This is a genomic window from Herbidospora yilanensis (assembly GCF_001570565.1).
GTDB classification, from domain to species: Bacteria; Actinomycetota; Actinomycetes; order Streptosporangiales; family Streptosporangiaceae; genus Herbidospora; species Herbidospora yilanensis.
Genome location: NZ_BBXE01000024.1, coordinates 185,250 through 199,836 on the forward strand (window position 1 = coordinate 185,250; position 14,587 = coordinate 199,836).

The 14,587-nt window shown below is 73.8% G+C and carries 14 protein-coding genes; 8 read left to right on the plus strand and 6 right to left on the minus strand.

Annotation, left to right across the window (positions count from 1 at the left end; all coding sequences use genetic code 11):
* Positions 1-9 precede the first annotated feature (9 nt).
* A complete protein-coding gene (locus tag AW273_RS19250) occupies positions 10-2,529 on the plus strand; it encodes a molybdopterin-dependent oxidoreductase (protein ID WP_062349715.1) in 2,520 nt (839 codons plus the stop codon).
* Positions 2,526-3,398 carry an FAD binding domain-containing protein gene (locus tag AW273_RS19255; protein ID WP_062349716.1) on the plus strand — a complete coding sequence of 291 codons (873 nt, stop codon included), beginning with the start codon at positions 2,526-2,528 and terminating at the stop codon, positions 3,396-3,398. The genes AW273_RS19250 and AW273_RS19255 overlap by 4 nt, the downstream gene beginning before the upstream one ends.
* Here AW273_RS19255 and AW273_RS19260 read toward each other — a convergent pair.
* From AW273_RS19260 to AW273_RS19275, 4 genes are read right to left on the minus strand one after another with little or no spacing between them, the layout of a single operon-like run.
* A complete protein-coding gene (locus AW273_RS19260) occupies positions 3,386-4,678 on the minus strand; it encodes an AAA domain-containing protein (RefSeq protein ID WP_062349717.1) in 1,293 nt (430 codons plus the stop codon). The genes AW273_RS19255 and AW273_RS19260 overlap by 13 nt on opposite strands.
* Positions 4,675-6,132 carry a hypothetical protein gene (locus tag AW273_RS19265; RefSeq protein WP_062349718.1) on the minus strand — a complete coding sequence of 486 codons (1,458 nt, stop codon included), beginning with the start codon at positions 6,130-6,132 and terminating at the stop codon, positions 4,675-4,677. Before AW273_RS19265 ends, AW273_RS19260 begins: the two co-directional genes overlap by 4 nt.
* On the minus strand, positions 6,129-7,202 hold the full coding sequence (locus AW273_RS19270) for a hypothetical protein (protein ID WP_062349719.1): 1,074 nt from the start codon (positions 7,200-7,202) through the stop codon (positions 6,129-6,131). The genes AW273_RS19265 and AW273_RS19270 overlap by 4 nt, the downstream gene beginning before the upstream one ends.
* Positions 7,199-7,948, minus strand: a complete 750-nt coding sequence (locus tag AW273_RS19275; protein ID WP_232327501.1) for a serine/threonine-protein kinase — start codon at positions 7,946-7,948, stop codon at positions 7,199-7,201. The genes AW273_RS19270 and AW273_RS19275 overlap by 4 nt, the downstream gene beginning before the upstream one ends.
* 114 nt (positions 7,949-8,062) lie before the next feature.
* Here AW273_RS19275 and AW273_RS19280 point away from each other — a divergent pair, with 114 nt between their 5' ends.
* The 4 genes from AW273_RS19280 to AW273_RS37305 all read left to right on the plus strand — a co-directional run bounded on the left by AW273_RS19280 (position 8,063) and on the right by AW273_RS37305 (position 9,574).
* Entirely contained in the window at positions 8,063-8,863 is an 801-nt protein-coding gene (locus AW273_RS19280; protein WP_062349721.1) for a hypothetical protein, read from the plus strand.
* Between the two features lie 77 nt (positions 8,864-8,940).
* A complete protein-coding gene (locus tag AW273_RS19285) occupies positions 8,941-9,177 on the plus strand; it encodes a hypothetical protein (protein WP_062349722.1) in 237 nt (78 codons plus the stop codon).
* The gene (locus tag AW273_RS19290) at positions 9,174-9,371 is read left to right on the plus strand and encodes a hypothetical protein (protein ID WP_062349723.1); all 198 of its coding nucleotides are present in this window, start codon (positions 9,174-9,176) and stop codon (positions 9,369-9,371) included. The genes AW273_RS19285 and AW273_RS19290 overlap by 4 nt, the downstream gene beginning before the upstream one ends.
* 47 nt (positions 9,372-9,418) lie before the next feature.
* The gene (locus AW273_RS37305) at positions 9,419-9,574 is read left to right on the plus strand and encodes a hypothetical protein (RefSeq protein WP_157555939.1); all 156 of its coding nucleotides are present in this window, start codon (positions 9,419-9,421) and stop codon (positions 9,572-9,574) included.
* A 61-nt stretch (positions 9,575-9,635) separates the two neighbouring features.
* Here AW273_RS37305 and AW273_RS19295 read toward each other — a convergent pair whose 3' ends face one another.
* Positions 9,636-12,680, minus strand: coding sequence for an AfsR/SARP family transcriptional regulator (locus AW273_RS19295; protein ID WP_062349724.1), 3,045 nt, complete (start codon positions 12,678-12,680; stop codon positions 9,636-9,638).
* Between the two features lie 344 nt (positions 12,681-13,024).
* Between AW273_RS19295 and AW273_RS19300 the strand changes: the two genes are divergently transcribed.
* A complete protein-coding gene (locus AW273_RS19300) occupies positions 13,025-13,294 on the plus strand; it encodes a DUF2087 domain-containing protein (protein ID WP_062349725.1) in 270 nt (89 codons plus the stop codon).
* Positions 13,295-13,328: 34 nt separating this feature from the next.
* On the plus strand, positions 13,329-14,267 hold the full coding sequence (locus AW273_RS19305; protein ID WP_232327502.1) for a YihY/virulence factor BrkB family protein: 939 nt from the start codon (positions 13,329-13,331) through the stop codon (positions 14,265-14,267).
* Here AW273_RS19305 and AW273_RS37310 read toward each other — a convergent pair.
* A complete protein-coding gene (locus tag AW273_RS37310) occupies positions 14,185-14,541 on the minus strand; it encodes a hypothetical protein (RefSeq protein ID WP_157555941.1) in 357 nt (118 codons plus the stop codon). The genes AW273_RS19305 and AW273_RS37310 overlap by 83 nt on opposite strands.
* Between the last annotated feature and the right edge of the window lie 46 nt (positions 14,542-14,587).

A 14,587-nucleotide genomic window follows, 5' to 3' on the forward strand; every position in this document is an offset into this window, starting at 1 on the left:
AAGCCTCCGATGCGCCTGACGTTCAACGGCGGTCCACGCGAGCACGACCCCGGTCCCGACGACACCGCCGCCGACGTGATCCGGACGGTGTTCGGGGCCACCGGCACCAAGGTCGCCTGCGGCGCCGGGGTCTGCGGGGCCTGCACGATCCTCGTCGACGGCGAGCCGAAGGCGTCCTGCCTGCTGCCGGCCGCCCATCTGGACGGGGCTGAGGTCACCACCGTCGAGGGGGTCGGTGGTGACCACCCCGTCCAGCGGGCGTTCGTCGAGTGCGACGCGCTCCAGTGCGGGTTCTGCACGCCGGGCTTCGTGACCGAGGCCGTGGCCTTCCACGACCGCTGGCGTAAAGACCGCGAGGGCACGCCCTCCCGTGAGGAGGTCGCCGACGCGCTGACCGGGCACCTGTGCCGGTGCGGGGCCTACGAGAACATCCTCACCGCCGTCCGGCAGGCCTGCTCGGGTGTGTTCGACGACCGCGAGCCGGTGCCCGCCCGGGTCGAGGCCCCGGCCAAGGTCACCGGCACGGCCGAATACACGGTCGACGTGACCCTCCCGGGCATGCTCCACGGCGTGATCGTGCGCTCCCGGCTTCCGCACGCCCGGGTCACGGTCGAACTGCCCGAGGGTTCGGTACGCCTCCTCGACGGCGACGTCGTCCGCTACGCCGGCCAGCCGATCGCGGCGGTGGCCGCCGAGACGCCCGCCCAGGCCGGAGAGCTCGCCGGGCGGGTCACGGTCGCCTACGAGCCGCTGCCCTCCGTCGTCGACCCCGGCGAGGCCCGGCGGGCCGGCGCCCCGGTGATCTTCCCCGACGCCGCCGCCCAGAAGAAGGCGCCCTCCAGCGCCGAAGGCGCCGGATTCCCGGGCCGGTGGCGGGGCAACGTCCGGTCCGGGTACGCCTCGGCCTGGCGGGGCCGCACCGCCCGGCGCCGGCTCGACGCCGCCGAGGAGCGGAACGCGCCCGGCTACTTCGCCGCCACGTTCACCACCGCCGGTCAGTCGCACACCGCGCTCGAACCGCACGCCTCGGTGGCCGACTGGCGGGCCGACGGGCTGACGCTCTACACCTCCACCCAGGCGCTCCCGCACCTGAAGGCCGCCGCCGCCAAACGCTGGAATCCGCCGAAGGTCGAGGTCGTCGCCCATCACGTCGGCGGCGGATTCGGCGCCAAGCTCGGCCTCGGCGCCGACGCCGTCGCCGCCGTGGAACTCTCCCGGAAGCTCGGCCGCCCGGTCAGGGTCGCGATGTCCCGCGCCGAGGAGCTCACCGACACCGGCTACCGCCCCGGCACCCGCTCGGAGCTGCGGATGCTCGGCACCCCGGCCGGCGGGCTGGCCGCGATCGAGCTCGACGTCTCCGGCCACGGCGGTGTCTCGACCGGCTCCATGGTCGCGACCCTGGGCCTGCTCATGTACGGCCGGGGCCCCCGCCACTTCCGCGACCGCGACGTCGTCGGCAACGCGCCCCCGGCCAGCCCCTTCCGGGGACCGGGCGGCCCGCCGTTCGCGTGGGCGGTCGAGCAGGGCGTCGACGAGATCGCCCACCGGCTCGGCGCCGACCCGCTCCGGCTCCGCCGCACCTGGGACGGCAACCGCCGCCGCCGCGCCCTCTACGAGATCGCCGGCGAACTCCCGCTCTGGCGCGACCGCCCCACGACGCCCCAGACGGGCCGTCACCGCCGCGGTGTCGGGGCCGCCGCGGCCAACTGGATCTACACCGCCGACCTCGACACCAAGGTCGAGCTCACGGTGCGCGACGGCCGGATCGTCGCCCGGACCGCCACCCAGGACATCGGCACCGGCGTCCGGACCGTCATCCGCAACACCGTCAGGGAGGTCTTCCCGGACGCCGACATCGTCGTCGAGGTCGGCCACTCCCACGCGCCCCACGGCCCGGTCGCCGGTGGCAGCCGGTCGACCGCCTCGGTCGGCCCGGCCGCCCGCGACGCGGCCCGGAAACTCGCCGCGCACCTCGGCGGCAAGCCCGTCGGCGAGGCCGAGGGCGTGACCGTCCTCGGCGAACGGCCCAAGGACCGGCGCGGTTCGGCGGTCCCGGTGTCGATGGACCACCTGCGGATCGGCCGAGGGCTGGCGGGGGCCGTGCACATCACCGAAGTGGAGGTCGACACCCTGCTCGGCCACACGCGGGTCACCCGGGTGTGGGGCGGCATCGCCGCCGGCGCGATCTACAACCGGGCGGCCGCCCGCAACCAGTGTGAGGGCGGCATCGTGCAGGGCATCGGCTACGCCCTCTACGAGGAGCGGCTCACCGACCCGCGCACGGGGGTGGTCCTGTCGGCGAACCTGGAGGACTACCGCCTGCCGGGCGTCAAGGACACCCCCGAGATGACCATCCACTTCCACGAGGACGGCTGGGACCACGTCCCGGGCGGCGGCATCGGGCTCGGCGAGGTGTGCACCATCTCGGTCGCCGCCTCGGTGGGCAACGCGATTTTCAACGCGACCGGCTTCCGCCCGCTCGACCTGCCCGTCCGCCCCGACCGCCTGCTCGAAGGGATGCCCCGATGACCGAATACCGGGCCGGCGGGACCGATCTGATGGAACGCCGCGCGTCGGGCCGCTCGACCGGCCCGATCGTCGATCTGCGCGACCGGGGCCTCCGGTCGATCGAGACCACCGAAAAGGGCGGGTTCCGGATCGGCGCGATGGTCACCGTCGACACCCTGGCGACCGACCCCCGCCTCCGGGCCGCCTACCCCGCCCTCGCGCTGACGGCCGGCGCGCTGGCGACGCCGCAGATCAGGCGGGCCGCCACGCTCGGCGGGGTGCTGCTCCAGCGCACCCGCTGCCGCTACTACCGCAACGAGCACTACGAGTGCCTGAAGACCGGCGGCGAGGGTTGCCCGGCGCGCGGCAACCCCGGCGAGCGCGCCGTCGTGCTCGACCTCGGCCCGTGCGTCGCGCCGCACCCGTCGTCGGTGGCGATGGCGCTGCTCACCTACGACGCCGTCGCCGAGATCGAAGAGCGGCCCGCGAGACCCGTGGCCGGCCTCTACGGCGACGGCGCCCGCGACCACCTGCTCGACGCGTCCGACCTGCTCACCGCGGTCACCCTGCCGCCGCCGGTCGACGGCGAACGCGCCGGGTACGGGCGTGCGACCGGCCGCGCCTCGGCCGAGTGGCCGCTGGCCGAGGCGGTCGCCCACCTGACGGTGCGCGACGGCGTGATCGTCCGGGCCGGGGTGGCCGTCGGGGGAGTGGCGGCGGTGCCGCTCCGGCTGCCCGGCGTCGAGGCGGCGCTCACGGGCGGCGCGCCGTCGGAGGGGCTGTTCGCACGGGCGGCCCGCCTCGACTGGTCCCCGGCGTTCCCCGAGACGGCCTACAAGATCCCGATGACGGCGACGCTGATCGGCGACGTGCTGGCTCAGGCCCTGTAGTTCTCCAGGTGGGCCAGGACCGCGTGGTTCGCGGCCCACCCGTCGGGGAACTTGATCGGCACGTTGAGCTGCACCCTCGGGCTCATCGGGTGGTGGTCGAGCAGGTCGGCGATGCCCGCGCGGGCCACCACGACGCAGGCGTGCCGGTGCCGCGAGGTCAGCACGCAGAGCCGCCCCGACTCCAGGTGGAAGGCGGTCGCGTCGCGCCGTCCCGACAGCGGGTGGAGCACGATCGTGACGTCGTATTCGCGGCCCTGGAGCCGGTTGGCCGTGTCGACGGTGACGCCCTCGGGCGGTTCGGCCAGCTTCACCGCGGCCACCTGGTCGTTGTGGGCGCAGCCGATCGCGATCCGGTCGGGCGTCACCGGGTGGGAGCCGTGCTCGTCGTGGGCGACCGCGCCGCGCTGGACCAGCCGCCGGGCGATCTCGGCGCAGGCCTGCGCCGCCTCCGGGTCGGTGCGGACGGTGTGCCGGTTCGGCAGCTCGTAGAGGGCCCACCCGGTGGCGGCGGCCATCTCGACCGTGCGGTCGAACGGCGAGCGCATCCCCGGCACGGTCAGCTCCAGCCGCCGGGCGCCCTCCTCGGTGCCGGCGGTGAAGCCGCCCGCCGGGTAGAACGCCTCGGACACCATCGGCGCGGCGCTGGCGGGCAGCCGCCACGACACCGGCAGCCGGTGGGTGCGCAATCCGTTGAGCCGCTGGGTCACCGCGACGGCGCTCTGCAGCGGGTCCCACTTCAGGCCGGTCCACCGCTCGCTGTCGACCACGCTGAACGGGTCGAGCTGGCCCGGGTCGCCCACGAACAACGCGTGGCCGTCGGCGAACAACCGGGCCACCCCGAGGAGCTTGTCGGAGCGCATCTGGTAGGCCTCGTCGACGATCGCCCACTTCCAGCTCCGGTCGGCCACGTAGGCCCACTTGTCGGCGGTGGCGGTGACGACCTGGCAGGCGTCGACCTGGGCGATCTTGCTGCCGGTGGTGACGGCGGCGTGGCGGCGGACCCGCTCGGGCGGGTCGAAGCCCTCGGCGTGCAGCCGCCCGATCGTCAGCTCGGGGGAGCGCCGCGCCAGCCGGTCGACGAGGTCGTCGACCTGCTCGTTGGTCTGCGCCACGATCATCAGCCGCTCGCCCTTGGCGGCGATGGCGGCCGTGGTCTCGACGACCAGCGTGGTCTTCCCGGCGCCCGGGGGCGAGTCGACGACCAGGCCCGGCGAGGCCGCGCTGGTGTAGTCGGCCAGGATCGTCTCGGTGGCCGCCCTGGCGGCTTCTGCGGGGGTCATGACCAGGGCTCCGCGGCGTCGTCGTCGGTCGGCACGTAGTCGGGCGGCGGGCCGCCGTGGGTCCACGGCGTCTCCTCGCGCGGCGGCAGCGGCGCGCGGCGCGACTCGCCGGGGTCGAGCTCGGTGTAGCAGATCACGGTCCCGACCCCGGGCACGCTGCCCTCGGCGGGCTGCGAGCCCCGGCCCATGCCGTCGTCGATCTGCACGGTCACCATGCGGTCGGCCAACGAGGTGATCGTCGCCGACTGGCGCGGCCGGGAGGGCGAGCGCACCTTCTTGCCCTTCGCCAGGCGTACCGGATCGGAGGTCTCGATCGTCACCAGGGGACGCGGGACCTCGCGCTTGCCGCCCGGCGGCACGATGCGCCGGGTCAGGTCGACGGCCACGACCTCGCCCGCGAACGCCACGCCGTCGGCCCGGTATTCGGCCATCACGAGCGGGTCGTCGAAGGCGCGGGTCGCCTCGAACGACTGCTGCGCCGCCTCCAGCCGGGCCAGCCGCTTGGCCGCCGCGACCGCGCTGTCGCGCTTGCCCTGCGGCAGGCCGCCGCCGTCGATCCAGGCGCGGTGGAGGGCGACGTGGACACGGTCGCGCTCCCAGCGGGTGGTCGCGCCGGGCGACTCCTTCAGGGCCGCGAGCAGACCGATCGCCTGCCACATGCGGTCCCACGTGGGCCGCAACTGGCCGTGCAGCGCCTCCTCGACCTGCGTGGCCGAACCGGTCACGTCGTAGTGCTCGATCGCCTTCTGGAGCTCCTGCCGGTCGAACTCGGGATGGGTGTCGGGACCGGCGGGCGGGGTCAGCGGATCGTCGGCCAGCGCCGCCGCCTCGGGGCCGGTCAGGCCCTCGGGCGGGTCGATCCAGCCGAGCAGCGCGGCCAGGTCGGCGTCTTCGACGGCGCTCTGGCCGGTCACCCAGTGGGCGGTCAGCAGGTCGGTCATCGCCACCATCAGCGACGACCCGGCGAACTCGCTCTGCTCGGCCAGGAAGGTCAGCCACCGGCCCAGCATCGGCACCGCCGGGTCGACCGCGTAGGGCCCGGTCGTGCGCCGGAACCGCGACGAACGCCCCAGCTTGGCGGCGAACTCCACCCCGCCGGGGCTCGGCACGACGATCTGCGGCGCGTCGAGGCACCGCTCGAACGGCGTCTTCGCCTCGACCGTCTCGACCTGCCGGGAGATCCGGTCGATGTAGGGCAGCAGCACCGCCCCGAGGTCGGCGAGGAACTGGAACCGCAGGTCGCGGTTGCGCGGCTGCGGCACCACGAGCAGCGTCGGCCGCCGCGGATCGGTGCCGACCATCGCGCCGAGCGGCGCGGCGGCCTCACCGGCCAGCCGGAGCGGCACGAACACCATCGGCGCCTCGGCCAGGTGGACGTGGCGCACGGTGGCGCGCGGCAGCGCCCGGCCCCGCTCCCGCGCCTTCACCTTCACGTAGGAGTGGAGCAGGCTCACGCGACCGCCTCGTCGTAGAGGCGCGCGACGTGGCGGAGCCGCTCGGCGATCTCGGCCTGGTCGTCGGCCACCGGCTCGCCCGGCGTCGCGACCCGCAGCGCGGCCCGCACCGACTCGATGCCGCCCAGGTCGTCGCGGACGACGCGGCCCAGCGCGTCGAGGTGGCCCAGGTCGTGGGCCTCACGGCGGCACAGGTGGGACAACTCGCAGGCCGACAGGCACTGCGGGGCGTAGCGCGCCGGGACGGCGGCCACGGCGGCCTCGATCTGGGCCGGCGACAACGCGTCGAGGTCGAGGCTGAGGTTCTCGGGCAGCCGGTCGAGGATCGTGTCGATCCGGGTCAGCCGGGAGAGCTGGCGGGCGAGTGTGACGAGCTGGTGGCGGACGTCGACCGTGGTCGCCGTCGGCTCGTTGGTGAAGTCGCGCGGGCAGACCAGGATCACGTCGTGGGAGACCAGGTCGCGGCCGACGAGCTCGCGCAGGGCGTGGACGTAGACCGCCGCCTCGCGCGCCGCCGCCGACACCTTCGGGGTGTCGGCCTGGTCGTCGACGATCGCGAACGACTTGATCGCCACGATGTGGAACACGCCGCCGAGCTGGAAGGCGATGACGTCGGGCTCCAGGTAGACCTGCGCGCCCGCGACGTCGAGCCGCAGCAGCGGCCGGTCGAGGATCGTCGCCCGGCCGCGGCCCTCGGCAGTCTGTCGGATGACGCGGCGGGTGTGCCCGTGGCGCGCCACCTGGCCCTCGTTCCCTCCGGCGTCTTCGAGGTTGACGTAACCGGCCTCCTCGATCGGCAGGTCGAGCAGGGTGCGCAGCAGCCGCAGCAGGTGGGCCGCGCCGTTGGCCTTCACCAGGTCGGTGAACTGCTGGTTGCGCTGGATCGCGAACGGCGACTGGCCCCACCGGTCGTCGAACCGCAGCCGCCGCATCAGCCGGGGCTTGTCGATCGCCGCCGCGTCGAGGACCGCCCGCCGGTCGCACGCCGGGTTCGCCGCCAGGGCCGCGATGCTGCGCGCGTTGTGGTCCTGCCCCGGGGTGCCGCCCCGGATGGCGTCGAGCCGGTTCATGCGGACCTCACCGTCCTGATTCCCGAACCGAAGAGCCGCTCGACCGGTCCGAGCCGGTCGGTCGCCCGCGCGGCCGCCTCCCGCCTGTCCATCTGATCCCTCTCCTGGTGTACGGCCAGCTCCGCCCCCGCCGCGGCGATCACCTTGGCCGGATCGGCCGGTCCGAAGCCGTCGCCGGCCCCCGGGATGTTCTGCGCGAGCTGCCCCAGCAGCCGGAACGCGCCCGGTGAGACGTCGTCGAGCCGCATCAGGTGTTCGGCGAGCCGGACGGCCGAGGTCAGGAAGTCGGTGCGCGGGCTCAGCGGCCCGATGATCCGCTGGGGCAGCGCCCACGTGCTGAGCGCCAGTAAACCTCGGGCCGGGGACAGCAGTTCGGAGGTCAGCGCCGCGCACAGGTAGTAGGGCCGGGCGCCGGGCGCCGACCGGTAGGACTTCTCCTCGTCCCGCCGGAGGCTGGTGAGCTGGGTGTTGGCCATCTGGCCGCCGAAGAACGACTCGTCGACCGCGACGATCATCCTCGCGGCGGTGGGGGCGCCGAGCAGGGTCAGCGCCCGGTGGACCTGTTCGCGTACCGGAACCAGGGGGGGCTGGGTGGCGGGCTGCTCGACCTCGGCGTCCCACTGACGCTCGGCCTCCCGCAGCCGGGCCCGCAGCGCCCGCGCCTCGGCGTGCCGCCCGGCCGCCGTCGCCTGCCGGATGGCTTTCCTCAGCTTCCCCATCTGTGCTTCCAGCCCGTCCAGATCCACGTTTCCGCACCTTAACAGCGGGCCCACGGAAAGCCAAGCTATTCCAGTTGCTTCCAGTAATTTCCAGCATTACATTTCCACAACCGAAGACACCCGCGAGAAGAGAGACGACCCATGAGCCGCTGCCGCCCCCCGTTATCCCGGGCCGAACTCGACGCCCGGCTCGACGAGCGGATCGACACCCGCCCCGACGGAGACGCCGTGACGTGGTCGGTGGTCGTGCCGCCCGCCTGCCGCGCCGCCCACGCGCGGGCCGACCGCTTCCGCGTCAAGGTCGGCAGCGTGTCGGGCTACCGCCCCTCGGTCGACCCGGCCTACGTGCTGCAGCGTGCCCTCCTCCAGCCCGCCGGCGGGCGGGTGGCCGCGCTCCGGTCCGGGATCATCCGCATGTACGCTGGCCGGCAGGACATCGGCGGCGCCCGCGTGCCGGCCTGGCTGCAGGCGGTCATGGACGATCGCTGGGCCCTGGTCGACGGGGAGTGGCGCGCACTCGACCCCGGCCGGCTGGCCGACGCCCTGGCCCGCGTCCGCCCGCTCTTCGTTCCCGGCTGGGACCTGCCCGCCTGGCACCCGGGGGAGTCGCCCCGCGTCTACGCGGCCAACGCCGGCAACCTCCGCCCCGACCTGCTCGCCCTGCCCGGCGGCGACCTCGGCGACCTCCTGACCGCGCGGGGCGACCTGGTGTACGTGACCACGGCCGCCGGTCTCGGCCCGGTCGTGACCTCTGCGGTGAGGGCCGCCCGCGGCCGGTTCCCGGGCGGGGCGCGCCCCGCCCGGGTGGTCTTCGTCGTCCTGTCGGTCACCCCGGTGCCGCCGGAGCGGCTGTTCCCGCTGGTCCGGATGTCGCTCGCGGACGCCGCCCGGACGCTCGGCGATCTCGGGGTGGGCGTCGAGGTCGTCGTACACCGCCCATAACCAGCCGATATAAGTGGATATACGCCCGCTATACGCGGGCGTGTCACTCTGGCGTCTCACCTCTGACGGGGGACCAGATGAGAGAAAGAGCACAAGCGGGCCTGACCGCCGTCGCGCTGACGGTCGGGGCTCTCGGGGCACTCAGCGCGCCCGCCGCCGCGGTCGAGCCGGTCGGCGGGGTCGTCATCGTCGGGATCAAGACCGACCCGACCAAATACCACCACGACCCCATCGCATGCGGGGACAACATGCACTGGGGCAATCCCTACTGCGCCGACGACATCGACGAGACCACACGCGGGGGCGCCGAATGAACCTGAAGCAGAGCCGCAAGGCCGTGGTGGTCGCCGCGCTGGCCGTGGGCGGGCTCGGGGTGTCCGGCACGTCCGCCCTCGCGGCGCCGGGGCCGCTGCCGCCTCCTCCGTGCGACTACGCTGTCGACCCCGACGACTGCGTCGTCCCGCCGGACCCCAACATGCACTGGGGTAACGAGCCTCCCAGCGACTGATGTCGGCGTGCGTGTCACGGAGTCCCATTCCTGACGGGGGAATCACCATGAAGAAGAGTGTGAAAGCCGGACTGATCGTCTTCGTGCTGGCCGCCGGCGCACTCGCGGGCCTCGCCGGGCCCGCGTCGGCCGTGCCGTGGAGCGAGGTCATCTTCGACCTGTGCCCGGAGAACATGCACTGGGGCAACGGCGAGTGCCCCTGACGTCTCCGCCCGGTGACTTCCGCCGGCCACCGACGGTGGGCGGCCGGCGGATGGGAGCGGCCTACTCGGGGCGGGGCGCGAGCCTCGCCGCCAGCTTCGCGGCCTCGGGGGAGTCGAGGCTGAGGAGCAGGGAGTGGGCCGTCTCCCACAGGGCCCGCGCGGCGTCCTCGTCGCCCCTCCTGCGGAGGGTGAGGGCGAGGGCGTCCATCGCGCGGGCCCGCCAGACCGTGTTGTCCATCTCGGCGAACAACGTCACCGCTCGTTCGAGATGCGGCACCGCCGCGCCGAGGTCATCGCCGGACTCGTAGAGGGAGCCGAGTCCGAGAGACGCGCTGGCCTCGGCGAACTGGTCGCCGACCCGTTGCGCGGCGGCGACGGCGGCCGTCATCGAGGTCTCGGCCGCCTGCGGCTGCCCGGAGGCGAGCTGCGCCTGGCCGAGGCCGCGCAGCAGGTAGGCCTCGCCGACGAGGTCACCGATGGCGCGCACCAGCGGCAGTGCCGCCGCGAACGCGTCGCGTGCCGGTCCGGGGCGTTCCTGCCGCAGGTAGGCGTCGCCGAGCCGGAACAGCGCCTGCGCCTGGCCGCGCCGGTTGCCGATGTCCTCGAAGGTGCGCAGCGCGTCGCGCAGCAGCGTCTCGGCCTCGGCGAACACGCCCTCCTCCAGCCGGATCTGGGCCATCCCGATGCCCGAGTGGGCCTGGGCGGCCCGGTCGCCGGCCTCGCTGAGCAGGTCGGCCGCCTCCTTGTAGCGGTGGTGGGCACGTTCGGGGGTGCCGGTGATGCGGTCGAGCAGCGCCAGGTTGCGCAGCGCCAGCCCCACGCCGTGGTCGGCGCCGAGGGCCTCGAACCGGGCCGAGGAGTCCTCCAGCAGGTCGGCCGCCGTGGCGTACTCCTGCCGGAACAGGGCCAGGCTGCCCAGGCCGTACACCATCGCGGCCTCTCCGAGCCCGTCGCCCGCGGCGCGGGCGGCGGCGAGCGCGACCTCGTGGGTGGACCGCCAGTCGTCGAACAGGCTGCGCGCCTCGAAGAGCGTCACGCACGTCATCGCGAGCTCCCAGGCGAGCGAGGCCAGCCCCAGGTCGGCGGCCTGCGAGACGGCCGCCACGAGCCCGGCCCGCTCGGCGGCCAGCCACTCGATCGGCTCGCCCAGCAGCGTGTCGGCCAGCGCCGGATCGGGCGCCCGGCGCGGCGTGCCCCCGCGCAGCACGGCGAAGTCGCCGCCGTATTCGCGCCGGTGGGCCTCCTGCGCCAGCGACAACCACAGGGCGAGCGAGCGGCCCATCGCGTCGGCGCGGGCGGCGGCGTCGTCCTCCTCCATGGCGCGTTCGCGCGCGAACAGGCGTACCAGGTCGTGGAAGCGGTAGCGCACCCCGCCCGCGCCCTCCTGCGCCACCACTTCGAGCAACTGCGCCGCGACGAGCTGCTCGAACAGTTCCCCGAGCGCCTCGCGGCCGATGCCGAGCAGCGGCCCGCCGGCCCATTCGCCGAAGTCGGGCACCCCGAGCAGGCTCAGCCGCCGGAACAGCGTCGCCGCCGCCGGGTCGAGGTCGCGGTAGCTGAGCCCGAAGTTGGCCCGCACCCGCACCCCGCCGTGGCTGAGCTCGCTGAGCCGGTTCCGTTCGTCGGCCAGGTGACCGGCCAGCACGCCCGCGGTGAGGCGGGTGCGCCCGGCCAGCCGGGCCCCGGCGATGCGCAGCGCCAGCGGCAGCCCGCCGCACAACTCGCTCAGCCGGGCCAGTTCGGGGTCGGCCGGGTCGACCGCGCCCCCGGCCAGGCCCGCCAGCACGGCCACGCCTTCGAGGTCGCCGAGGGTGTTGACCTGGAGGATGTCGGCGCGTTCCTGCGCCACCAGCCCGTCGAGCCCGTCGCGGCTGGTCACCATGACCGCGCACCCGGGAGAGCCGGGCAGCAGCGGCCGGACCTGCCCGGCGTCGCGGGCGTTGTCGAGCACGAGCAGCACCCGCCGCCGCGACAACACGCTGCGCAGCAGCCCGGCCCGTTCGTCGACGTCGTCGGGGATCCGGCTGCCCGGCACGCCGAGCGCCCGCAGGAACCGGTCGACCACCTGCCGGGGGGCCAGCGGTTCGGCGTCCTCGGCGTAGCCGCGCAGGTCGACGTAGAGCTGTCCGTCGGCGAAGCGGCCGGAGACCCGGTGGGCCCAGTGGACCGCGAGCCCGGTCTTGCCGACGCCGCCCATGCCGGTGAGCCCGAGGAAGGCCGGCACGCCCTGGCTCTGCCGCAGGTCGAGCAGCCGGTCGAGTTCGGCGAGCTCCTCGGCCCTGCCGACGAAGTCGGCGACGTCGTGGGGGAGCTGCGCGGGCGTGGGGAACAGGGCCGGCCCGGTCTTGGGCTCGGCCGGGCGCGGCGCGGACGTGCCGGAGTCGCCGCGCAGGATCTCCTCGTGCAGCGCCCGCAGTTCGGCGCCGGGTTCGAGGCCGAGCTCGCCGATGAGGACGCGCCGCCCCTCGCGGAAGGTCTCCAGCGCCTCGGCCCGCCGCCCGGCCCGGTGCAGGGCCAGCATCAGATGGGCCCGCAGCCGTTCACGGGTCGGGTGCTCGGCCACCAGGCCGGTGAGCTCGCCGATGAGGTCCTCGTGGCGGCCCAGCGCCAGGTCGGCGGTGATCCGCAATTCGGCCGCCCGTAACCGCGCCTCTTCCAGGCGGGTTGCGGCGGGCCAGATCGCGGGGTGGTCGGCGAGGTCGCCGTAGGCCGGGCCGCGCCACATCTCCAGGGCCCTGGCCAGCAGCCGCCGCCCGGTGGCGGGGTCGCCCCCGCTCATCGCCCGCGCGCCCTCGGCGGTGAGGGCCTCGAAGTCGGCCGCGTCGAGCTCGCCGGGGCCGACCGCGAGGGCGTAGCCGGAGGGGTGGCGGACCACCCGGTCGCGGTCGCCCAGGGCCTTGCGCAGGTGGTAGACGTACAGGCGAAGGTTCTCGTGGGCCGAGGCCGGAGGTTCCTCCCAGAGTGCCCCGATCAGGCGGGAACCCGCCGTCGGAGCGTTGGCGTTGCCGATCAGCACGGCCAGCAGCAGCCGTTGTTTCTCCGACCGCAGCGGCACCTGCGCGCCGTCGATCGTGATGTCGAGGGGACCGAGAACGCGAAGCCTCATCGCCACCTTCGGGGGTGATCTCCGGGAGTGAGATGCACCTTACCGGTCGATCGTTATATGTGCCTTATCCATTATCGGATCGAGTCAAGAGCCATATATCCCACAAATGTCGACACTGCTATATACGCCCCTCATACCGGCTATACGGCAAAAATGCACCGGTGCCACATGGCTGCCTCGGCTCCGGTCGTGGCTGAGATGTCCCGTCCCCGGGCGGTCTCGTCAGCGTCCTTCTCTCCCTTTCCCCTCTCGTGGCCCTGCCCGCTCCGGCGGTGGCGGTGCCCGTTCCGACCCCACCGCCCCGCGGTTCCTGATGCAGCCGGGAGCCGTCCTACGATCAGGGCATGAGTGCCGAGATCAGCCAAGAAGTCGTCGAACGGTTCCTGGTCGGGGGCCGCCTGGTGCAGATGCCCGCGAAACACGCGGTCCGCCTGGCGGTCCTCGACCGGGTCGCCCAGTCGTTCGAGATCGGGGTGCGCTACTCCGAGAAGGAGGTCAACGAGGTCCTCGCCGGGTTCTTCGACGACTACGCCGCCCTGCGCCGCTACCTCATCGATAATGACCTGTTGTCCAGGGCGGACGGGGTCTACTGGCGCAGCGGCGGCACCGTCTGAACCACCACGTCTCGGGTAATAAGGGGCCATGCGGGTGAGTCGATGGAGCGATCTTCGCCTGCGTCATCCCTGGATCGACCACCACGTCCGCGCGGTCCTGCGGTTCGACCAGGCCGACGGCGGCCGCCTGTCGGCGGGCATGACCTACTACGCCTTCTTCGCGATCTTCGCGCTGGGCCTGCTCGCCTTCGTGATCATGGGCCACGTCTGGGACACCCCCGGCGCGCTGGCCCAGGTCGCCGACTACCTGGCCGACACCTTCCCCCGCCTCGACGTCGCGGCCCTGCGCGACGCCCGCGACACGGCCGGCTGGATCGCCCTGTTCGGCCTCCCGCTGACCGGCCTGTTCTGGGTCGACTCGATGCGGTCGTGCAGCCGCGCGGTGTGGGGCCTGAACGAATATCCGGGCCGGTTCGTCACGCGCTGGCTCATCGACCTGGGTGTGCTGGCGGCGCTGGGGCTGCTGCTCGCGGCGTCGCTGGCACTGTCGTTCGGCGCGCAGTCGGCGCTGCTCTGGGTGACCGGCCACACCGTCGGCCCCGACGCCCCGTCGGCCCGGTTCGCGCTCCAGGCCGCCGCGTTCGGCCTGGGCTTCGCGGTCAACCTGCTGCTGTCGGCCGCGCTGCTGACACTGGCGCCGAGGCTGCGCCTGTCGCCGCGCCGGGTGATCGGCCCCGCGCTGATCATCACGGTCGGGCTGGAGGTGCTGAAGACGGCCGGGCAGCTCTACTTCAACCTGAGCTCGTCGAACCCGGCCTACACGGTGGTGGCCGGCGCGGTGGGCATGCTGCTGTTCCTGAAGCTCATGAACGTGCTGATCCTGTACGCCGCCGCCCACGCCGCCACCAGCGGCCACGGCACCGTGGTCGACCTCGCCACGGGCCGCCGCGTCAGGCCAGCCGCATCCAGTTCTGACCACGTTGCACAACCCCAGCCCGATTCGTCCGAATCCCTCTCGACGCCAGCTCAGTGATCAACCGCCCCGGATCCCGGGGCGTGACCGACGGGACGATCCGGGCGCCCACGTCGATCCACAGGGCCATCCGGCGGCGGTGACGGTGGCGGTCGAGGTTGTACCAGTGCACGAAGTCGCCGGTGCCCCACAACCGCCGGCTCCCGTTGGGCAGCGGGACCGCGTTGACCGCCCGGATGGCCCTCAGGGAGATCCTCTTGTCGCCGCCCCAGAGGTAGTACGTCCTGATGATCAGCTCGGTGTCCGTGCAGGTCACCAGTCCGTCGTCATACATAGTCCGAACATATACCCAGGTCAACCGGGGGATCCCCGCTGTCCCC